Annotated in this window: 17 protein-coding genes and 1 pseudogene; 13 read left to right on the plus strand and 5 right to left on the minus strand. The window is 55.0% G+C overall.

Features of this window, described 5'->3' with window-relative positions; all coding sequences use genetic code 11:
- Positions 1 to 154: 154 nt before the first annotated feature.
- Positions 155 to 3,133: an anaerobic glycerol-3-phosphate dehydrogenase subunit GlpA gene (gene glpA / locus HSR6_RS04290; protein WP_335589191.1), complete on the plus strand. Its 2,979-nt coding sequence runs from the start codon at positions 155 to 157 to the stop codon at positions 3,131 to 3,133.
- A complete protein-coding gene (locus HSR6_RS04295; protein WP_071932903.1) occupies positions 3,130 to 4,383 on the plus strand; it encodes an anaerobic glycerol-3-phosphate dehydrogenase subunit C in 1,254 nt (417 codons plus the stop codon). The genes glpA and HSR6_RS04295 overlap by 4 nt, the downstream gene beginning before the upstream one ends.
- Before the next feature lie 53 nt (positions 4,384 to 4,436).
- On the opposite strand, the gene HSR6_RS04300 is transcribed toward HSR6_RS04295, so the two are convergent.
- From HSR6_RS04300 to HSR6_RS04310, 3 genes are all read right to left on the minus strand, one after another.
- The gene (locus HSR6_RS04300) at positions 4,437 to 5,363 is read right to left on the minus strand and encodes a DUF368 domain-containing protein (protein ID WP_071932904.1); all 927 of its coding nucleotides are present in this window, start codon (positions 5,361 to 5,363) and stop codon (positions 4,437 to 4,439) included.
- On the minus strand, positions 5,363 to 8,494 hold the full coding sequence (locus HSR6_RS04305) for an oligosaccharyl transferase, archaeosortase A system-associated (RefSeq protein ID WP_071932905.1): 3,132 nt from the start codon (positions 8,492 to 8,494) through the stop codon (positions 5,363 to 5,365). The genes HSR6_RS04300 and HSR6_RS04305 overlap by 1 nt, the downstream gene beginning before the upstream one ends.
- Before the next feature lie 123 nt (positions 8,495 to 8,617).
- Positions 8,618 to 9,559 (minus strand): glycosyltransferase family 2 protein, encoded by a 942-nt coding sequence (locus tag HSR6_RS04310; protein ID WP_071932906.1) that lies wholly within the window; start codon positions 9,557 to 9,559, stop codon positions 8,618 to 8,620.
- Positions 9,560 to 9,870: 311 nt separating this feature from the next.
- Here HSR6_RS04310 and HSR6_RS04315 point away from each other — a divergent pair, with 311 nt between their 5' ends.
- The 11 genes and pseudogenes from HSR6_RS04315 to aglF all read left to right on the plus strand — a co-directional run bounded on the left by HSR6_RS04315 (position 9,871) and on the right by aglF (position 21,657).
- A complete protein-coding gene (locus HSR6_RS04315; RefSeq protein ID WP_071932907.1) occupies positions 9,871 to 10,911 on the plus strand; it encodes a glycosyltransferase family 4 protein in 1,041 nt (346 codons plus the stop codon).
- A gap of 673 nt (positions 10,912 to 11,584) precedes the next feature.
- Positions 11,585 to 12,778: a 3-deoxy-manno-octulosonate cytidylyltransferase gene (gene kdsB / locus HSR6_RS10785; RefSeq protein WP_158514133.1), complete on the plus strand. Its 1,194-nt coding sequence runs from the start codon at positions 11,585 to 11,587 to the stop codon at positions 12,776 to 12,778.
- Positions 12,765 to 13,583, plus strand: coding sequence for a 3-deoxy-8-phosphooctulonate synthase (gene kdsA, locus HSR6_RS04330; RefSeq protein ID WP_071932908.1), 819 nt, complete (start codon positions 12,765 to 12,767; stop codon positions 13,581 to 13,583). Before kdsB ends, kdsA begins: the two co-directional genes overlap by 14 nt.
- The gene (locus tag HSR6_RS04335; RefSeq protein ID WP_071932909.1) at positions 13,573 to 14,565 is read left to right on the plus strand and encodes a KpsF/GutQ family sugar-phosphate isomerase; all 993 of its coding nucleotides are present in this window, start codon (positions 13,573 to 13,575) and stop codon (positions 14,563 to 14,565) included. Before kdsA ends, HSR6_RS04335 begins: the two co-directional genes overlap by 11 nt.
- A gap of 1 nt (position 14,566) precedes the next feature.
- Entirely contained in the window at positions 14,567 to 15,850 is a 1,284-nt protein-coding gene (locus HSR6_RS04340; RefSeq protein ID WP_083426098.1) for a polysaccharide pyruvyl transferase family protein, read from the plus strand.
- Positions 15,851 to 17,299, plus strand: a complete 1,449-nt coding sequence (locus HSR6_RS04345; RefSeq protein WP_071932911.1) for a sulfatase-like hydrolase/transferase — start codon at positions 15,851 to 15,853, stop codon at positions 17,297 to 17,299.
- Positions 17,300 to 17,351: 52 nt separating this feature from the next.
- A complete protein-coding gene (locus HSR6_RS10860) occupies positions 17,352 to 18,263 on the plus strand; it encodes a motility associated factor glycosyltransferase family protein (RefSeq protein ID WP_148661798.1) in 912 nt (303 codons plus the stop codon).
- Positions 18,264 to 18,270: 7 nt separating this feature from the next.
- Complete coding sequence (locus HSR6_RS04350) at positions 18,271 to 19,200, plus strand: hypothetical protein (RefSeq protein WP_071932912.1); 930 nt, start codon at positions 18,271 to 18,273, stop codon at positions 19,198 to 19,200.
- Between the two features lie 85 nt (positions 19,201 to 19,285).
- Positions 19,286 to 20,485 (plus strand): glycosyltransferase family 4 protein, encoded by a 1,200-nt coding sequence (locus HSR6_RS04355; RefSeq protein WP_071932913.1) that lies wholly within the window; start codon positions 19,286 to 19,288, stop codon positions 20,483 to 20,485.
- A 32-nt stretch (positions 20,486 to 20,517) separates the two neighbouring features.
- Positions 20,518 to 20,628 (plus strand): annotated as a pseudogene (locus HSR6_RS11200) (UDP-glucose 4-epimerase); the annotation flags it as partial.
- 288 nt (positions 20,629 to 20,916) lie between these two features.
- The gene (gene aglF / locus HSR6_RS04360) at positions 20,917 to 21,657 is read left to right on the plus strand and encodes a UTP--glucose-1-phosphate uridylyltransferase AglF (RefSeq protein ID WP_071932914.1); all 741 of its coding nucleotides are present in this window, start codon (positions 20,917 to 20,919) and stop codon (positions 21,655 to 21,657) included.
- 17 nt (positions 21,658 to 21,674) lie between these two features.
- Here aglF and HSR6_RS04365 read toward each other — a convergent pair whose 3' ends face one another.
- Positions 21,675 to 22,034, minus strand: a complete 360-nt coding sequence (locus tag HSR6_RS04365) for a DUF5615 family PIN-like protein (protein WP_070364775.1) — start codon at positions 22,032 to 22,034, stop codon at positions 21,675 to 21,677.
- Between the two features lie 3 nt (positions 22,035 to 22,037).
- Positions 22,038 to 22,310, minus strand: a complete 273-nt coding sequence (locus HSR6_RS04370; protein WP_070364776.1) for a DUF433 domain-containing protein — start codon at positions 22,308 to 22,310, stop codon at positions 22,038 to 22,040.
- Positions 22,311 to 22,359: the final 49 nt, after the last annotated feature.

Consider the following 22,359-nt stretch of genomic DNA (forward strand, 5'->3'; position numbering starts at 1 on the left):
CCCCGTCAAAATCTTGCCGGCCGTCCCGGAGGCCCCTCTCGTACCGAGAATGACGAGGAGAGCAAGCCCAACGACGCCTGTCTGGACGAACCAAATAGCGCCCCGGAGATACCAAGCGACGTAGCCGTGAAACCAAGATGCGCTTCTCGACGGCATTACTCATGGTGGGTTTCCCACAGCAGAAAAATCTACAGGTGGAACAGACCGGGGCGGTCCATGCAAACTCCATACTCGAAGTGCGGTACAGTCAAGGAACTACCCCGACCACTCACGGCCAATGGGACAACGGGTCGTGGTCGTCGGCGGCGGGGTCACCGGGGTTGGCGTCGCTCGCGACCTGGCGATGCGTGGCGCGGACGTAACTCTTCTGGAGCGGGATCGACTGGCGGCCGGCACCTCGGGTCGGATGCACGGGCTGCTCCACAGCGGGGCTCGCTACGCGCTCTCCGATCCGGCTGCCGCCGAGGAGTGTCTCCACGAGAACGCCATCCTCCGAGAGATTGCGAGTCACTGCATCGAGGACACTGGCGGCCTCTTCGTCTCGCTCCCCGCGGACGACCCCGACTATTACGACTCGAAGCTGGCCGCCTGCGAGGAGATTGGGATCCCGACCGAGGAACTGACACCCACGGCGGCTCAAAAACTCGAGCCCGCACTGAGTAACGACCTCGACCGTGCCTTTCGCGTTCCGGACGGCGCGATCGATCCCTTCCGGCTGATCGTCGCGAACGCGAAGAGCGCGGCGAATCACGGTGCGAAAATCGAGACCGACACCCCGGTCACCGGATTGCTGGTCGAAGACGGCCAGGTTGTTGGGGTGCGAACCGGGGATGAGCGCACCATTCGGGCCAACCACGTCGTCAACGCTGCTGGCCCCTGGGCGGGGCAACTCTTCGCCGACCTCGCGGTCGACGTTCCGCTCGCGCCGGCCCAGGGGGCGATGGCGGTGACGAACGCTCGCCCAGTCGAGACGGTGATCAACCGCTGCCGACCCACCGACGAGGGCGATATCCTCGTCCCCCACGAGACGACGGCGATTCTGGGCACCACCGACAGAGCGATCGACGGGCCGGATGCGATCAGCGAGACGGGTGAGGAGATCGAACTGCTTCGCGAGGAACTGGCAAAGCTGGTGCCGGAACTGGCAGACACGCGACTCATCCGGACCTACTGGGGCGTGCGCCCGCTCTACGATCCCGACGACGGGGGTGAGTCGGGGCGGGATTTCGCGGTCCTCGATCACGGCGAGCGGGACGACTTGCCCGGAGTGACGACGGTGGTCGGGGGCAAGCTGACCACCTATCGACTGATGGCCGAGGCCGTCTCGGACGCGGTCGCGGAGAAGTTGGGCCTCGACGCCCCCTGCCGAACGGCCGAGGAACCCTTGCCAGGCAGTGGCGACCGGCCTGGCTGGGAAGCCGTCGCCTCGCGGTACGACCTCCGCAATCCAGTCGCCCACCGGACCGCAACCCGGTTGGGGGACCGCACGGAGCCAGTTCTCGACGATGCCCAGCCCAATCCCGTCGTCTGTGAGTGTGAAGGCGTCACGGACGCCGAGATCCGTGACGCGATTCGGGACGTGGGTGCCGACCTCGACGGCGTGCGCTCGCGCACCCGGGCGACCATGGGGCCCTGCCAGGGCGGGGTCTGTGCCCATCGAATCGCCGGCGTGCTCGCCGAGGCGGTCGGATCGGACCCGGCTTGGTCGGAACTCTCCTCGTTGGTGGCCGAACGCGACCGGGGCCAGCGCCATCTCGATTCTCCCGCCCAGCGGGCCCAGATCGAGCGCAACCGACTCCGACGCGGCCGGCTCCTGAACCTGGCGGCAGGAAAGGCCAGCGACGGGCTCCCTCTCGGGGACTTCGCGACGGGGACGGCGTCGGCCGCAGGCCACTCCTCCAAGGAGTACGGCCAGTCCAGCCCCACGACTGGCCCGCAGGACGTGATCGTCTACGGTGGCGGGCTCGCGGCGCGGCTGGCCGCGCTCGCGGCTGCCCAGGAAGGGGTGTCGGTCGCGTTGCTGACTCCCGACTCGCTCACGCCGGATGGGTTCACTGGAATGGTGGACCTCCTGGGCTCGCTTCCCGGGGATACCGGATTGGTGGCCGACCCCATCCCCGCCGTCGACTCGCTCCCCGATTCTCATCCGTTGCGGAGGGCAGGCGCTGCGGGGGTTCGCGAGGCGCTCGACCGCTTCGACGCGGTGGTGGGATCGACCCTCGCTGGGAGCGCCACGGAGCGGAACGGCCTGGTTTCCTCCCCAGTCGGAACGCCGCTACCTGTGGCCCGCTATCCGCCGAGTTTCGAGCCCGGACTGTTGTCCAGGCGATCGGATACCCTGCTCGTCGGCTTCGAATCGATTCCCGATTTCCCGGCGAAATTCGCGGCCGAGACGCTCTCGAATCGCGTCCCGTACGCGGTCCGGGGGGCCACTATCGAACTCTGCGCGACGGCACCCGAGCGGCCTGTCAGACGACTCGCCCGGGCCCTGGACCGGAATGAACGCTGGCCGAGTGACGAGCCGATTCGCTCGACCCTGGCACAGGTACTCGACCGGGTCCACGAGGGCGAGAGCCGAATTGGACTGCCGTCGATGCTCGGGATCGAGGCAACCTTCGAAATTCGGAGCGAACTCTCCACACAGCTCGGGGCCGAGGTCTTCGAGCTCCCGGTCCCGGCCCCCAGCGCGGCCGCGATCAGACTGAGCGACCGGCTCGACGCGCAACTGCGCGCACACGGGGTCGAGGTCAGACAACGCGTCGAGGACCTGGCCCTCGCGGGCCAGGCCCGGATCGAGGCCGTCGACGTGCAAAATGGTCCCCGATACGAAGCCAGCCAGGTCGTCCTCGCGACCGGTGGGGTGGCCGCCGGGGGGCTGACCATGGACCGATCGGGCGTCCAGGAACCCACGTTTGGCCTGCCAGTCGAGCACCAGACCGACCACCAGGCGGGACTGGCGGTCGATCCGGACTGGCGGCCCGGAGCAAACGGCGTGATCTGCCATCCCAACCTCCGGGCCGCGGGCTCGATTCTGGGTGGTTTCGACCCGGCCACCGAGCACTCCCGGGCCGGCGTCGAAATCGTCACCGGCGTGCAGGCCGGGCTGGCCGCGGCCCGGGAGGTGACGCGATGAGTGCGCCTCGCGTGCCGGATCTCCCCGAGAAGACAGGTGGTCCGCCGGAGCGGACCCGCACTGACCCGTGTCACTCCTGTCACATCTGCGACGAGGTCTGTCCGGTCACGCCGGTCAACGCGGACTTTCAGGGCCCGAAATCACAGGGGCCACAGGAGTGGCGACTCCGAGATGGTGACGTTTCGGTCGATCACTCCATCGCGGCCTGCACGAACTGCCTGCAGTGTCACGCTGCCTGTCCCGCGGACGTGGATCTCATGGCCCTGCACACCGAGGCCCGGGCCGAACACGTCGAAGAGCGAGGGTGGAGTCTGCACGCGCTCCGGGATCGTCTCCTGGCGAACTACGGCCTGCTGGCTCGGCTGGGGAGTCGGGTGCCCCGGCTCGCGAACTGGGCGATGGACAACCGTTGGCTGCGCTCGCTGGCCGAGTCGGTCCTGGGCATCACGGCCGAACGGGAGGCCCCGGAATTCGCCAACGAGACGTTCCGGGAGTGGTGGGCCGACCGCGGCGGGCCGCAGGTCGAAAGCGAGACCAAACGCGTGGCGTACTTCCACGGCGATCACGCCAACTACCACCAGCCAGCGGTCGGTAAATCGCTGGTGCGGGTCTACGAGCACCTGGGCTACGAGGTCCGGGTGCCAGAACAGCGCTGCTCGGGTGCGCCGATGGTCGCCAACGGGCACCTCGAGGACGCCGAGCGGGTCACCCGGAAAAACGTCGAGTCATTCGACCCCTACATCGAGGCGGGCTATGACGTCATCGCCACCTGTACTTCCTGCTCGCTGACCCTCCGCGAGACCAACCCCCGCGAGTTCGACCTCGATGGTGTGGATCGTCTCGCGGCCAACACCTACGACGCCGTCGAGTACCTGCGGATGCAGGACGAACTGGCCGACCTCGAACTCGATTCGGCCGCGCTCCCGGACGCCCTCTCCTATCACGCCCCCTGTCACGCCCGCGATCAGGGCGTCGATGGGGCGGCACTACCGGCGCTGAGAGCGGCCGGTGTCGAGGTCGCCCACCTCGGCGACGACTGCTCGGGCATGAGCGGCACGTACGGCTGGAAGGAGGAGCGCTACGAAGACTCGATGGCGATCGGCGAAGACCTCTTCGCGGCGGCCGAGGCAGTCGAGGCCGAGGCCTCGCTCACCGAGTGCCCGACCTGCGGGATGCAACTGGAACACGGGACCGACGAGGAGGCAGTCCATCCGATCGAGGTGCTTTCGGCGGGCCTCGACGGGCAGTAATTTCTCTGGCCATTATCGCGATATTGACGTCCTACGAATGACCTCGGCTCCGATCAGTACTCGACGCCGGCGGTCACACGGTCGAGGACGAGTACCAGGCCGCCCCCGAGGATCCCCATCCCCAGCAGAGCGGCGGTCGCCCCTGGCGTCCAAGTCTCAGTGGCCTCAAGAATCTCGCTCCCTGGGGCCCTGAGCGCGCCAGCCATGAGCGCCACGAGGAAGGTCAGCGTGGCGCTACGGTCGGTTTCGAGCGCCCAGGCGACCACGCGGGCGAAGGCCAACACACCAAGGCCCGCTCCCAGGGCGAAGACTGCAAGCACTGTTGCCGGCCCGAGGAGGTCCCCACCGCCGACCAGCGCGGTCGTGAGCTCTCGGACCGTCCCCACGATCCGCTCGTACTGGCCGAGTGCGAGCAGGATGAGCGAGCCGGAGATCCCTGGCAGGATCATCGCGCAGATGGCGACCGCGCCCGAGAGAAAGACCAGGCCGAGCCCGTCGCCGATCGAGGTGCTGGTCACGCCGGTGAGCACCCAGGCGACGGCGAAGCCGGCCACCGCGATGGCGATGCCTCGCGGGGTGTCGATCGCCATGGCCACGCGGAGCACGACCACCGAGGCGGCGATCAGCCCGAAGAAGAAGGCGTAGGTCGGGCCGGGGTAGGACCCCACGGCGAGATGGATCACGTTCGCCGCGGTGACGGCTGCAGTCACGATCCCGATCCCGAGCACCGCCAGGAAGTGCAGGTCCAGTTCGACGAACCGGTCGACGGCCTCGCGGCGACCCTGGGCCTCGTGGCTCCCCAGCAGTGCACCGAGGAGCGCCAGCCCGCCCTCGACGTCGAGGCCGGCAATGGCGGTCACCAGGCGGTCGTAGATGCCCGCGATGAGCGCGATCGTGCCGCCAGAGACGCCGGGGATGGCGTCAGCGGTGCCCATCGCGAAGCCCTTGAGGTAGACCGCGAGCCAGTCTCGGGCGGCCATTACTCGGTGGGCTGGGCCGTGACTTCGGGGAGGCCACTCGTGCCGACGGACTCGACGGTCTCGTTCGTGGTGTCAGTCGTGTTCGTGTCGGTCTGGGTGTCCTCCTGGCCCGTGTCGATCACCTGTTCGTCGAGGGTCACCGTGATGGGCTCGTCGCTCGCTCCGATCACGGTCCCTTCAGGCACGTCGACGGTGGCGCTGTGGGTCGTCATCGTCTCGTTCGCCCGGTCCACAGTCGTCGGCGTGCTGAACTCGTAGGGGCCGGTGGCCCGCACACTCGTGTTGGTGTACCCGTCCTCGGGGCCCCACGCATCGTAGTCGGTCGAGGCGTAGGGCAGGGTCATCTCGAAGTCGCCGTTCGCGTCCGTCTCGGCGTGCTGGGTGTAGGTGAACGTGCTGTCGTTGTAGGGAGCGTTCGACTCCAGCTCGACCGTGGCGGTCACAGTCGAGTCTGCCGGGCCCTCACCCTCGATGGTCGCGCCGGGGACACGCTCGAAGAGCTTGACCCAGGTGGGCTGTTCGCCCTCGCGGAACTCGAGATTCGCGAGTTTCTGCTGGCGGACGGTGGCGTCCTCGGAGACCCGGACCAGGCGATAGTGCTCCAGGGCTTTGAGGTCCTCACGCGGGAAGTCGGCCACCCCGCCGACGATCGCGTTGCTGTCGTTTGCGGCGAACTCCTGGGCGGCCTCACTGGACCGGAAGGTCCGGGAGGTGGCGTAGGTCGGAACCGGGTTCTGGTACTGCTCGTACTCGCGGTTCTCGTACTGGACGACGGTGTTCGCCTCGACCGCGCTCCCGTGGTGGTGATAGAGCCGGACCATCTGGCTCTCGTAGTAGCGCTGGGTTTTCAGCGTGGTCACGGGTGGCCGGAAGCCCGAGTTGAGGTAGGTCCCGGCGTTCGGGCCCAGGATCTGCCCGTCGGTCATGTTGTCGTAACTCAGGCTGTCGTTCGCGTTGTAGAAGACCGTGGGCGCGCTGAACTTGCCCTGGGTGTCGACCATCTTGTAGTCGACGGCCACGTACTGGGTTTCGGCGTCGTCCTCGTCGGTGGCCGCAAGCCGCTCGTTGGCGGTCTCCTCGTCACCGGCGAGCAGGTAGTTCGCGGCCTGGGTGGCGTGCTGCTGGAACGGGTTCGCGACCGGGATGCGCTCGCCCAGCACCGTGATCCAGTGGCCGTAGTCCCACCAGCTCATCACGCCGTAGGCCCCTTCGGGGTAGTCATAATCATCACCCTCGGGAATGGCGTAGGTGCCGTCGTAATCGAGTTGATCAGCGTTGCCCGCACCCCCGTAGTTCCCCACTTCGGGGGTGTTGTTCTGCATCCAGCCCAGGGTGCTGTCCCACTCGGTGACGGCCCCAGGCCCGGCGTTCGCGCCGGTCTGGACGGCGGTTTGCATCTGGACCTGCCGGCCGTCCTGGTTCGCGAAGCTGATCGGGGCGACCATGGGTGCAAAGAGCAGGAGCACGATGGTCACGACGAGCATGACGTGACTCCAGTCGATCGAGCGCGGGGAGAGAGTCGCCAGGCTGACGCCGAAGACGTCGATCACGCGCCCGACCGCGTAGGCCGCGAGGATGGCGACCGGGACGACGAGGTAGTAGTTGAACCGGACCTGGGTGAGTGCCGCGGCGAGCATGAACGCCGCCCAGACCACGAGCAGGATTTGCTCGGTGGGGTAGTCCCCGGCGATCAGTGCGGCGGCGACGGCCAGGCTGAGCACCAGCAGGCCGAAGAGGTCCCCGCTGAGGCCGATGATGCCCCCGAGGGCCGTGGGAATGGCCGGGAAGCCGACGAAGAGCCCACCCAGCAGGAGCACGCCCGCGGCCATGCTGATGCGGCGGGAGTCAGAACTCAGGAGGTGTGGCCGGAGGATCATCCAGAGCCCGCCCAGCAGGGCGAGGAAGAAGGCCGCGCCGTACTCGTAGAAGAAGGCCTGCCAGGCCCCCAGGCCGAGTCGGTCGGCGCGGGACTGGAGGAAGGGCTGGGCCTCGCTGATGGTGCGGGTGGTTGCACCCGTGGAGAGGCCGACGATGCGGATGAGTTCATTGAGGATCATTCCGACCAGATCGGGGACGACGAGCAGTCCCGCGCCTGTGCTGACTACCAGGATACCCAGCACTGCAGGTGGGTAATAGGTCGGTTCGAGGTTCCGTGCCTCCCACTCGCGAGCCAGCCACGAGAGGAAGACTGCTCCGGCGGCGACCACCAGTGGGGCGATAACTTGGAGTAGTGTGTAGCCCGTCGCGGAAAATTCAAGGTAACGCAGCGGGACGAGCATGAGAATCCCGGTTGTGACCATTGCGATAGTGGCTGGGATGGCGGTGTGATCCGGGCTGACGCCACTCGTGACGTCACTGGAGAGTGAGACGAGCAGGAAGATGCCGACGATACCCACGAGGAAGACGCCGGGCGGCCACATCCACATGTACGCGGCCATGGCCACGCCCGCGAGGACGCCCCAGCCGATGACGTTTCGCAGGCCGGCGATATCGAGTTCGAGGAGTTGCTCCCAGACCGGGCGTTCGCGGTCGGCGACGGCAAAGGCGACCAAGAGGCCCAGGATCGCCAGGGACATGAAGAGCGGTTCGGCGACGTTGTGGTCCGCTGAACCGATGGTGCCACGCTGGAGGAAGAGACCAGGGAGAAGTGCGAGAACGAAGGCAGCGATTACGCCGACGATGTTGCCGCCGAATCTTCGAGCGATGAGGAAGGTCGGGATCGCAACCAGCGCACCGAAGATTGCGGGGGCGAAGGCCACGACAGTGGCAACTTGCTGGCTCGATGGGTCACCCAGGCCGACAATGAGGGCTGCTGTGGCGATCAGCTGGTCGAAGAGTGTGCCGAACTGGCCGGAATTGTTTCCTGCGGCGAATCCAGTCCAGACGTCAAATGGCATCGTCGCGAGCCCGTTCTCAACGGAGTACTGGACCTGGCGAAGGTGATACCAGGCGTCGTTCCCCGCGAGGTACGTTTTTCCGGGCTGGAGGAATCGATCCGCGGATTGGATCCGGATGAAGAACATCGTCACGACGGCCAGTACCAGCGCCGGCACGTGGTACCAGCGCCGGAACGTGTCCGTGAGTGCCTCCATGTCGATAGTGGAGCCACTCGCTGTCGAGTCGTCGCTCATTGGAATGAGGGACTTTGACGAGGCGAATAAGCCTTGTGAATGTTGCCGAAAACGGCTGCCCAAACGGGGGTTATCTCTGAATGTATGTAATTTCAGAACCGCGAACAGAATGCAAATCTGGCCTTATGCATTTCTAAATTTTGAAAAACCATACACGTAGCCGAGACCAACACTCACAGTGGCGAATAGCAAAAACCCAAGCTGCTGGAGGTTTTTGAGACGCTCCCCTCTGACCAGCTGCTTTAACCGGCTGGGAACTGCGCTCGTAACTAGGTTTTTCAAAAAGTCTGATTCCGATTCTAACTCAGTTTCACTGTATACCTGCATCCCGCGTTTCGAAACTCCTTGCCAGAACGCGCGTTTGAGGAGAAAAACAGGATCTGTCCGGAATTCGTACACCTTGTGACCGACCTCCGCGTCCGGATTATACAAAACACCGTGTCCCGTTTCTTCTGCAATACGGCCACATAGGTCTGTCTCCGCACTTTGAAGGAGGGACCCACCTTTCGGACCGATCTCTGAGTTGAAGCCCCCGATTTCGTCAAAAACTGACTTTTTGACCGAGAGGTTAGACGCGAACGTGTTTCGAACCTCCGTCATTTCCTCCGGGTGGCCGGCATATGTGACACCAATGAGCCAGTAAAACTCCGGTGGGAGAAACTGGGGGTGTCCAGCAATCCAAATTGGAACCATCTTTCCCCCTGCAGCGACCGCATCGTATTCAGTATAGCAGCGGACTAATTCTTGTAACCAATCTTCATCCGCGACAGCATCGTCGTCGAAAAACGCCACGATCTCCCCTTCAGCTTTTGCTACTGCTCGGTTACGGCTGCTTGCAGCGCCAACGTTGGTCTCGTTTACGAGAATGGAGACTGCCGATTTGTCCTCCCAACGATCACGAAGGCGTTTGCCGAGTTCCTCTCGCCCATCTACGACTACAATGACATCTCTCTCAGAATAGTTCCCGTCAAGTATACTTTGGACCCCTTCGTTGATATCAGGAAATCGTTCAGGGTCATAAGCCGTCACAATGACCGTGACGTGCGGTTCCTTGTTCGTTGACACGCGATTGGATTTTCTTTCGTTGGCAAAATCTTTTGTGCTACGAATTGGGCGGTGAGTTTCTGATAAATCTATAGAGTGTTTGTTTTGGGATCGATCTAATGGGAAGTCAACCTTTGACCTGAATCGGGCAGTTGTCGAAGTAGGGAGCTCATCCACGGCTGTAGCTGTTTCCGTTGATTTGGGACGACTGGTACCAATCTGCTGTAATGTGTGGTGGCGGAGGTAACTTCATCCAGTTAGTCAGTAGGAAACTTCGGGCTCTCTGTGGAATTCGAAGACGACATACCGGAGAGTCCGTAATAGAATTTTTAATGAAGATACTGTGGCTTCGCCCGTCCAAAGGAGATAATATCAGTGTTCGGCGGGAGCGGATCGCCTCCGAGTTACGGGAACGAGGTTACACCGTCGACATCGTCGATGCTTCTGGATGGGATGCCCCAAAGGCCATCTGGAAGGCGTTGACCGGTTCCTATGATATTATTGCGGGTAACGTTCGAGTTGGGCTCTATCTTGGATATCCGATTGCTCGACTTCTTCGGACTCCGTTCTTGGGCGACGTGAGCGACCCGATTTCGGATATCGACTATCTTCCTGAACCGCTGTTCCGGTTCTTCGAACGGTACGAATGGTGGGTGTTGGAACGAGCTGATGCGACGGTGTTTGTCTACAAATCGAGCTATCAAGAAGCACTTGACCGTGGGATAGACGACGCAGTTCGACTTCCGAACGCCGTGGATTACGAGGCCTTTGCCGATCCCAATCCGGAAGCAGTGCGAGATGCGGAGTCGATTTTACGGGAGGAAGGCGTTGATCTTGATAATCCGATCGCGATATATCTCGGGGTTCTGACACCGAGTTACAAGATCGAAGCGATTCTCGAGACGGCCCAACACGCACCGGAGTGGGAGTTTGTCTTTATTGGGGAAGGCGATCTGGCTGATACTGTTCGGCAGGAAGCACAGTCACAGGACAACGTCCACTATCCGGGTGCGTTCGAATACCGACTCATGCCTGGATTTCTTGCACATGCAGACGTCGGTTTCTGTTTCAAGGATGCTGAACAGCCGTTGAAGCTCAAGGAGTACGGCGCGGCAGGGCTTCCTACTATCGTTCGGCCTGGGGAGTTGTCGAAATGGTACGATGATAATGAGTTGGCGTTTTTAGAGCCAGATCCCGAAGCCATTGTTGATCGGTTAGATGAATTGGGGAGTAATCAAGAAATGTACGCGACTTACAGCGAGGCAGGACGTGAGATTGGGAGTGAATGGAGCTGGGAGGAGATTGCAGAAGGTTATATTCGAATTTTTGAGGACAAATTCCAAGATTTAGTTTCCCATTCTGAACTGCTTTAAGCACCCAAATAGACTTAAAACCGGGACAAAAGAAATTGTTACAACGAACCGAATAATGTTAGACTATTTCCGGAGTTTTTGTTAACTCTATGAGGGACAACAGTAAATATGAACAGGTGACAGGTACGTTACTGAACGTAAGCACATCAGTTGTATAACCAAAAAATTCACTGGATGAAAATGTCTCGATCAATTGGACATTATCTCATATGTTCGGCCCAAGTTTGAACATATCGATCAGAAACACGTCGAGTGATGTAACCGATAAGTTAGCCAATATTAGCTCAAGGTAGATGAGGATGAACACGAAGATGGCGACCCGAGGTTGTAGAAGTTATTAATCCCTTTTTCGTTACGACGAAGTTTGATGCGAGAGTCCCTGAACTGATCTGTGGCGTCCACGAAGTCCTGATAGAGCTAATATGTCAATCCGAGAATATGACTGTCTCGTTGTATCGAGAAGCGCGTCGACATTCCGCCGATGGGCGACAATGTTGTTTTCCGAATCAGATATGAGTGTACCCGTGCGAAGACGCATCTACCACTATGGTTGGTACTTGACCCACAGAAGTACTCTGACTCCGCGGCACAGGCAAAATACAGGCCCCGGGCTCGGGGGAACATGCTAAAACTTACTTGTCCTCCATGGTTAACATGGTCTAGAAGGGTTAAAATGAGTCAATTAGTTTTTTCAGATGTCGATGGCGTCCTCACAGACTCGAAAATCAATATCGGCCGGGATGGCGAGGTCTTCAAATCGTTTGACGTAAAAGACGGATACGGAATCGTCCAGTGGCGGGAACAGGACGGCCGCGACTTCGCGATCGTCACCTCAAGGGAATCCCAAGCTGTTGCTAATCGGGCGTCGGAACTTGGTGTGGACGAGGTCCACCAAGGGGTGGAAAATAAAAAACAAAAAATCGAGGAGATCACACTTCGTCTCGGATTCGATCTCGCGGATTCGGTTTACATTGGCGACGATCTGACGGACCTACAGGCTATGAAAACTGTTGGGACGGCTTGTTGTCCCGCAGACGCGGCTCAAAAAGTAAAAAACGAGTGTTCGTACGTCAGCCAGTACAACGGTGGCGACGGAGCCGTTCGGGACATCCTGAACCACTTAGAAACAGCTTCTCAAATAGCACTTGGCGTTATTCCCGCTCGATATGGGTCAACGCGTCTGCCCGGTAAACCATTAGTCGAGATAGCTGGCAAGCCGATGATTCAGCATGTATACGAGCGTGCGAGCAGAGCGAACTTGCTTGACGACCTCATCGTTGCAACAGACGATGAACGCATTGTTGAGGCGGTCGAGGCGGTCGGCGGCACCGCAATGATGACCGAAGCTGATCACCCGACAGGAACGGATCGGGTGGCAGAAGTGGCTGCGAATGTCGGCGCGGACTTTACGATCAATATCCAGGGCGACGAGCCGCTAATTAACCCTGATCTCATCGACGCAATTGTGACGGCTCTTAGAGAGAACTCTCCGAAAGTCGCAACGCCGATCTCCCCAATTGAAGATGAATCACTCCTTAACGACGAAAACACGGTCAAGGTTGTAACCGACGCCGACGGAAGGGCGCTTTACTTTTCGCGGTCGAAAATACCATCAGGTGGAGAAACAGGAACGACGTACAAACATATCGGGCTGTATGGATTCGAGACAGAGCTCCTACTCAAATACATCAATATGGAGTCAGAACTCGAATCCGTTGAAGACCTCGAACAACTTCGGCTGCTTGAAAATGGGTACGAAATACAAACTGTTGAGACAGACTACAACTCAAAAGAGGTTAACGTGGAAAGTGATATAATGAGGGTGGAAAAAGAAATAGAACAGATACACACCCATGGAACTCAGTAACAACATTTCCGTTTCTAACGAAGACGATTTTTTCTTGATCGCGGGTCCGTGTGCGATCGAATCAGAGGAACAAGTGCTGAAGACAGCACGGGAACTGAAAGACATCACTGACCGCCACGACATCGACCTGATTTTCAAGAGTTCGTTCGACAAAGCTAACCGGTCGTCGATCAGTTCGTATCGTGGTCCCGGGATGGAACGGGGACTCGAAATCTTACAGCGGGTCAAAGACGAGTACGACCTTCCGGTTATAACTGACTTCCACGTCCCTGAACAGGCAGAGCCCGCTGCAGACGTCGTTGACGCTCTCCAGGTGCCAGCGTTCCTCTCACGGCAAACCGATATGCTCACTGCGGCTGGAGAGACGGGACTCCCGATCAACGTCAAGAAGGGGCAGTTTCTTGCTGCGGACGGTATGGATAACGTCGTGAACAAGATTGAATCGACGGGGAACGAACGGGTGATGCTCTGTGAACGCGGGGCGATGTTTGGATACAATAACCTCGTCGCTGATATGCGGAATTTAGATATTATGAAGGGACTAGACAAGCCGGTTGTGTTCGACACGACACACTCGGTGCAACGGCCGGGCGCACAGGGCGACTCCAGTGGGGGGGATCGTCGGTTTGCGCCGACGTTAGCGCGGGCCGCACTTGGTGTTGGGGTGGCTGGTATTTTTGCCGAAGTGCACCCTGATCCGTCGTCAGCCAAATCCGACGCGGCGACACAACTTCCGCTCGATGATTTCGAATCGCTCCTAAAACAATGGAAAGCGATTGATAAAGCGGTGAAACATGGCAAGTGATCAGGACGGGCTGGCCAAGACAGATGTTCGTGATGCCGTCTATCACACGCTATCGGTTCAAGAAAGTTCAATTTCCACGCTACAGGATACGGAGACGGTCGCGGAGATAACCCGTGTGGCGGAAGTGATTAGCGAAGAAGATGGTCGGGTGGTATTTTCCGGAATTGGAAAGTCCGGGGACGTGGGCAAGAAGGTCTCATCGACCTTCAATAGTATAGGGGTGTCTTCGCACTTCATTCATCCTGTCGAGGCTCTCCACGGAGACTTGGGGGCTCTTTCAGCGGAAGACGTTGTTGTTCTTATCTCGAATAGCGGAAACACGGACGAGATGGTAGAGCTACTGCAATTTCTTCGCTCGTTCGATGCGACGACTGTATCGATCACGTCCGATCCTGAATCGAAATTAGGCACAAGGGCGGATTATCATATCAACACGAAAATAGAAGAGGAAGGAGCGGTCGTGGAGTTAGTCCCGATGGCCAGTGCTACTTCCACGATGGTCATCGGAGACTGTATCGCTAATGCACTGATGGCAAATCGGGATTTCAGCGAACAGGATTACGGACACTTCCATCCTGGGGGAACAATTGGGAAGCGTTTGTTGCTTACCGTTGAGGATTTACTACACAAGAATATTCCAAAAACTCGGCCAGCAGACACACTAGCTAAAGTTGCTCTGAAAATAAGTGAGGGCGGTAAAGGGATTGCTGTGGTTCAGGACGATGATGACTATGTGAAAGGGGTCTTAACGGACGGTGATATACGCCGATTTATTGAATCTGGTACTGACTTCCATGATGTGGTAGCCGAAGAAGTGATGATTACGGATCCGATTACGACTTCCGTTGATATGGCCGCAATACGGGCTTTAGAAGTTATTGAGGAGAAAAATATTTCACAGCTTGTGGTGACTGATGATTCTGACCAGTTCTTAGGTGTCGTTCACATCCATGACATTATGGAGAGAGGGTTGACGGCATAATATGGACGATATTCTATTTATCTCAGATACCTCGGATGGGCAGAACTGGGGCTGTTACGAAACCAGTAGACAGTTGAGAAACCTTCTATTGGAGTCAGTGGACATACAATATACAGTTTTTTTGAACGAAATCAGGGACCCAATCCGCACTACCGTTCCCCCGTCATTATCTGATGTTCAGTATTTAATCGGAGAGTCTTCGAAGATATTCGAAAGTTCTTCCCCAATATATAGGCGATTTCTTGATCATGGGTTACGACCAGCAAAACACGTATTTGATATTTATCCTAGAGTTATGGACCAATTTGAAAACAAGTCCGAACTGTTTCTCAAATCAAAATTGTTCGGCAAGTATTTCCCAGACCCTGGCAATATCGACCAGGTCGTTATTAATGGTGAAGGGAGCATCCATGGTAACCGGATTAAATCTCGAATATTATTGTTCTTTGCCTACATATGGCGGGTGAAGCTAGACAAGCCCACACACATTGTCAATCATACTCTGCAAATTGACACACCTGAATTGAAGGAGATGATTAAGGTAATATACCCGCAATTGAATTCTATCGCTTTTAGAGAGCCAATCTCAAAATTAGAATATCACTCTAAGATTGGTGATACAAATAATACTATTCAGGCAGCTGACACCGCTTGGCTGTTAGACGACTGCTTAACAAAGACCGATCTGAACACCATTTTGCGTCAAGGTGGAATGTCGGTCTGGCATCCTACAGAAATCCAACCTAGTTTTGATTTCACTGATCGATATGTATGTGTTAGTGGGGGTTCAGGGTTTGGCCACGGGAAAGAGGATTCAGAAAAAATAGCCGAAATAATACGGTCACTATTAGATAACAATATTGACGCTAATATACTCCTTGTAGCTCCTGCACAACACGATGAGCATATTCTTCTTAGAGTGGCTGAAGGCTTCAATCTACCTTTAGCAAAGGTTAGCAATAACTCTCTTGTTGGCGCATCAATAATCGGAAATTCCGAACTGTACTTAGGTGGTAGATGGCATGGAAGTATATTTGCATTACTAAACGGTGCTAGGTTGGTTAACTTTAAGGCAAACACATTTAAAATGAGGGGGCTGAAAGATATGACAAACCACCCATACCAAATCTATCCTTCTCAACAAGCTGGTAACAAAGCAGACGAAATAGCTAAATCTGTTATAAGTGGATTAGACAAGAGTATTGGAGATGGTCAGGAAAAGATGATAAAATCACTTCAAAGTATGAGTAGGAAAAATTTAGATGGCGTACGCGAGGATGTTTAAATGGTGAATAATAACCCAAAGTCCGACAGCTCAAGCAGCATAAGGAATGTAGTACTATTATGCCTAGACTCGGTTCGTAAAGACTACTTCGACAGATACGCAAAGAGGTTGAACGAACAATCTGACGTGGTGTATAACGGTGCGCGTGCGGCTAGTGGGTGGAGCTTACCGAGTCACGCCAGCATGTTCACTGGAGAACTCCCGCATTCGCATGGTGCTCATGCTCACTCAGATGGATTTGAACCCATAAGTATAACGGACACCTTTTTATCTGACCTGCCAAACCATTCTATACTAGGAGTGAGCACAAATACATTTGCGGGTGAGGCTTATGGATTTGATAAATACTTTGACGTTTTCTCAGAAGTACCTCATAATTCGTTCCAACTTTCTAAAGGAGTTTCTCCTGAAGATTTTGGGAAAATAAATAAGTTTGAATACTTGAAAGAATCAATAAGGGACAATGACACTATTTACAGTCTGATAAATGGTATAATATCGAAGTTCGGTATGTATGAGCGCATATTTTCAGGTAGACCATGGCCCGAAATCAACGACAATGGAACAGCCCGTTCACTCCAATTGGCTGAGTCTCATATAACGAATACTGAGTCAGCAGAAAATCCTGTATTTGTCTTTTTGAATTTAATGGAGTCCCATTCCCCGATGTATGCACATTATAATTACGACAGTACAATTCATACCGTTCCAAATTCATGGACATCCGCAAATGGCCCAAAAAACAGGGAAGTTTCGTTTGACGCTGATAGCTACCGAGAATATATTAATAATTGGACAGATATTTATAGTGCATCTATTGACTACCTTGACAGAGTCATAAGTGATTGGATAGAAAGAATCAATACACTCACCGAAAATGAAACCACAATAGTAGTCACCTCAGACCATGGTCAAAATTTGGGAAATCCATCAGAAGAGGAGTTGTTTGGACATCAATCGAGTCTTAGCGAAGGGATTCTCCATGTTCCTTTACTCATCATTAACCCACCAGATGGCTATCAGGAACAAGTGGACAGATTGATTAGTCATTTAGAGATTGGTTCGCTGATTACCCACTTGGCGAACGAAGACATGTACAAATTCAGCAATAACAGTGTCACTAGTGAGGTTGTCGGAACAATAAAAAGTCACAAAAATAACCTTACGTATTGGGATCGCCCTATCCGCTGTTCGTATAAAGATGAAACAAAAAAAGTACTCTGGGATGGTTTAGAAACGACAAAAATTTATGACATAGATGAAAGTATACCGAACGTACAAAATGAAATAGACATTATTGAAAACATGACTCCCGAAGATGACGATATTTTGTTTGAGGTCTCGATAAAGGAGATGAAACGAAAGGCTCTAAGGGATAGATTATCATCAGGTAATCAAGATCTCTCCGATGATGTACAATCAAGGCTATCCGACCTGGGATATGTTTGAACAACTAAATAGGCAAATAGATCTGTTTCCGTAGTTAATTTCCACTATGTCAATGAAAATGTTACAGAACAGATATGAGGGAGAGAGGGTTTTTTTGATTGGTAATGGTCCAAGTTTGGATAAAACGCCGCTTGATCGGCTAAATAGTGAATACAGTATAGCTTTGAATGGGATAAATGACATATATTCGGAAACTACATGGAGGCCTTCTTTTTACGTTCTCTTACTTGAGGAATTTGAGAAGAACTATGATACCTATTTCATTAATAATTTTAGGTCAGGCGTAGAATGTATAACATTACGCCAACATAAAGGGAAATTTGGTGATAGGGAAGACATTCATTATGTCAAAAAGAAGAAGCTCAAATGCAATCCGGTGGAATCCGGTAAAAACTTCCACGAATTAAGTAAAGAGGAAATTCAATCTATGAGGCTCTGTGATCTATATGAGTTCTGGCCTAATGATATCTCTAAATGTCTATACACATATCACTCGATGTATGCAATTATTCAAATCGCCATATATATGGGTTTCAAAGAAATCTACCTTCTTGGCTGTGATTTGGGCTATAGTACCTATGATCCACATATGATATTTAACGAGGGATTAAACCCTCACGGCTGGAAGGAGGGTAAGAACGCCTACTTGCTAGAAAGCTATCGAGAAGATATACTAATAAAATCAGTTATAAATGAGATCATTTTCAAGATTCTCTCCTCTCCGATTGGAGAACTTGCTGGTCAGGTCTTAGATTATGTGAATGAATTAGATGACGCAAACCGGTTCGGTTCGCATACACAGCTTCAACCCGAAGACCTCACACATGTGAACGACGAAATAACGAAAAGTCATATTGCGGCTCAACGAATTGCTTCTGATCAAGGAGTTGATATTTATAATGCAACAATTGGGGGAGAGCTAGAAGTATATCCCCGTGTATCACTGGAAAATGTAGTAGATTGATAATAATATGGATCTTATTGAAATTAGAAACGAATACTCGGGCAGAATTTTCTTAATCGGGAGCGGGCCAAGTCTCAAAGAGACACCGCTTGAGTTACTCCAGGATGAATATACATTTGCCGCGAATAGCATTTCGGATATATTCAGTGAAACGGAGTGGCGACCGTCATTTTACGCCTGCGTTGACGACGGAGTTGACACAAGTTACTGTGAAGAAGCAATAGAACTCGGGATACCATGCTTTTTTCCGGAAAAGACTACCCGAGGAACCGCACTAATCGAATCTGTCCCAACCAAGGATAACACTCTGTTTTTCGAAAATATCGATCTCCGAGATCGCGCCGACTTGGATATATCCACGTTCCAGTTGAATTCTGACTCAATAACGAGCTATCATGACGTTTGGTCTGAGGACATCACAGAGGTCGTGTATGGATATAACACAGTGATGTACCAGATGATGCAAATATCGCTTTACATGGGGTTCGATGAAATCCATCTCGTGGGAAACGACCTCTACGACGTTTTTGATGGGTATTTGCTGTTTCCAGAAGCTGCAGACCCAGCTGTATTCCATGGAGATGGTGAATCGATACTCCAGAATGGAATCGAATTTCTACATGATAGTAATTACCTCCTGAAGTCGTTTGCCAATGCGTTATCGTATAAAACGATTAAATCTAAAGTATTCAGCAAACTGTATCCGCAGCTTTCAAACCATATCGAATTAATTGACCAGGATAATTACTTCTCAGAAGACTATTCCAATGGGGAAATCATAACGCCAGAAAAGAACCGTAGACATATTCTTGCCCACGAACTGGCCAAATCAGTCTCTGATGAACTTGGATTCGACATCTATAACGCAACTGTGGGCGGGCATCTGGAAGTTTACCCAAGAACAGATATTACAAGCGTTGTTGAGGATGGAGAGTAACGATTAAATTCTACTCCAGCGACAAGATCCTCTGTGATGCTAATAGACCAATTACGTTTAGTAAATGTATGCGAGAGCTATTATTATGGAACAATTAGGAATTCTGTACTACGTTAGTTCGTTTCCGAAGCTCTCTGAGAGTTTCATACTAAATGAAATCACCGAACTTCACCACCGGGGGCATAATATCGCAGTCTTTGCCCAAAACGACCCAGGAGAAAATATTACGCATGAGGAATACGAAGACATTGACGTTCCGATTTACTATGTGGATGCCTCGTATACTGATTTCCCCCAATTACTCTCTAAGAAATCCGCTCAAATGGCACTAGGCCATGCAACAGACGGGCTTTTCAAGCATTTCTCACCAAAGCGAATTGGCCACAACTTACTCTTAGGCAAGCAAAGTGCTGAGTTCATCGAATCACTTGATTTCGACATTGATATCGTTACTGCTCACTTTGCGAGTCCCTCCAGAATTGGTGCGATGCTCGCTGCACGCTATTACGGTATTCCATGTACGGTTACCGCCCATGCATACGAAATATTCTCTTCTCCGATTGTTCCTCAGATAAAGTATATCTGCGATAGTATGGATCACGTGGTTGTCCCATCTGAATACAATCGGAACTATCTTCGCGAAGAGATCGGGATTGCAAACGATATAACGGTTGTTCCAGCGACGACACAGGTTGAGAAGTTCGAACCGACAGCCCTTACCGTTGAGAACCGACTGTTAACTGTTGCTCGGTTGGTTGAAAAGAAAGGCTATCCGTATGGTATTGAGGCCGTGAATAAGCTCATTGAACAAGGGTACGATGTCGAATATCACATCGTTGGAACTGGTGATAGGAAAGACCGCTTACAGCAACAGGTGAAAGAGTACGGCATTGAAGGTCACGTCGAGTTCTTGGGTCACGTCTCCGATGAACGACTCCAGAAAGAACTGAGTGAAGCCGCTGTCTTTGTATTGCCTTGCGTTATTGCTGAGGACGGCGATCGAGATGCAATGCCGGTCGTTCTCAAGGAAGCGATGGCGTCAGAAACCGCGTGCGTCTCGACAACCGTCTCTGCGATTCCGGAACTCATTACTGACGCCCATAACGGGTTGTTGGTTCCAGAGAAAGAACCTAATGAGTTAGCGTCTGCAATCCAAGAACTCCTTGATAATCCGGAAAAACGGAAAGCCATAGCAACGAATGGGCGAGAAACCGTCCATAATAAGTTTGATATTTCTAAGTCTGTAGATACATTAGTCGAGGTATTTCAGTCCTTGCAGAACTGAATATAACCGGGTTCCACCAATTTTTCTCGTAGGATTTAATCACCTACGAACCAAAACACACGATTCGCGAGGGTGTCGAGAAGTTCATCGACTGGTATCGCCAGAACCGCGACTGGTACGAACCGCTCGTCCTCAACTCCTAACACCGGCAGAGCCCACCAACCCAGTTACTATATCTCGACAACCAAACCGGGTGGGACTCTGAAAGGGGCCGCTCGCTGGGCGAGCGAGACGACGCAAGGACCGCAGCGTCGCGAGGACCGCAGCGAGCCCGAGACGAACGAAGTGAGTCTCGGTGCGCGAGCGGCGCGAGCGTCGCAGCCGTCCAGCGAGCGGGGGCTTTCGGTGGTTGAGAAAGCACAAACGCCACACTCGCCACCGCTCCCCCATCCAACAAATTACTTAACCCACAACTGACGAATACACACCCAATGCAAGCAGTCGTTCTCGCCGCCGGCAAGGGCACCCGCCTTCGCCCCCTCACCGACGACAAACCAAAGGCCATGGTGGATGTCGACGGCCAACCACTCGTCGCCCACGTCTTCGACCGCCTCGTCGAACTCGATGCCTCCGAATTAATAGTAATCGTCGGCTACCAGAAGGAGGATATCATCAGCCACTTCGGCGACGAGTACCGCGACACGCCAATCACCTACGCCCACCAGCGCGAACAGAACGGCCTCGCGCATGCCCTCCTCACCGCCGAGGAACACATCGACGATGACTTCATGCTCATGCTCGGGGACAACATCTTCCAGGCCAACCTCGAGGACGTGATCAACAGACAACGAGAGAACCGCACCGACGCGGCCTTCCTGGTCGAGGAAGTCCCCTCCGAGGAGGCCTCCCGCTATGGCGTCTGTGATACCAATGGCTACGGCGAGATCGTTAACGTGATCGAGAAACCCGCGGACCCGCCCTCGAACCTCGTGATGACCGGCTTCTACACCTTCACGCCCGCGATCTTCCACGCCTGCCATCTCGTCCAGCCCTCCGACCGCGGCGAATACGAACTGAGCGACGCTATTGACTTGCTGATCGAATCCGGCCGTACCATCGACGCGATTCGCATGGACGGCTGGCGTATCGACGTGGGCTATCCCGAGGACCGCGATAAAGCCGAAGAACGGCTGCAGGAAGAACGCCAGGACGCGACGGGGGAGATCGCTTGAGATCCGCGCGAAGTCCCTCAGGATTGCAGCCAGCTGTACCAGTGATCCAGGTCGACGATTTCGTCTGCGAGACCGCCCGCTCCGTACTGCTGGAGTACCACGTCGACCGTCCGGGCGAGCCCCTCGGGGTCGCTGTCGGGAAGTCGTTGATCGAAGACGACCAGGAGTCCAGCGTGCTCGATGGGTTCGTGAAGTTCGATGAAGTCCTTCGCGTTGTTCGTCACGAGCACCGTCTCGGTCTCGCCACACCACCGAAGGAGCTCGGAATCGGTCGTCTGCTCACCAAATTCGTCCTTCGCTTGCACCACGGCGTGTCCCCGTTCACGTAACACCCGTTCGAAGACCCGCGTGATGTGTTCGTCGAGGAGGAAGTCCATCGATCAGGCCGCGTCTTTTGGGTGCAGGGTCTGCTCACGGACTCGATTTCGAGCGGTTTCGTTCGCTCGTTCGAACTCGCGGATCTCCGTGCTGTGTGCGTAGTAGTAGGCGAGGGCCTCGTAAACGTCGGACAGCGAAACGTCCAGTTGGTCTGCGACGTGGGCTGGCGAGGTGTTCCCGTCGACCACCATCTCGGCGACGTGCCGGACTCCGATCCGCGTGCCAGCGAGTCGCGGTTCACCACCGAGTATGTCGTCGTCCGACCGAATGGGCATACGTACTCATTACCGCCGATAGAACTTAAGGAATCGGTTGGTGAATGGT

Origin of the sequence: Halodesulfurarchaeum formicicum (assembly GCF_001886955.1) — an archaeon.
GTDB lineage: Archaea > Halobacteriota > Halobacteria > Halobacteriales > Halobacteriaceae > Halodesulfurarchaeum > Halodesulfurarchaeum formicicum.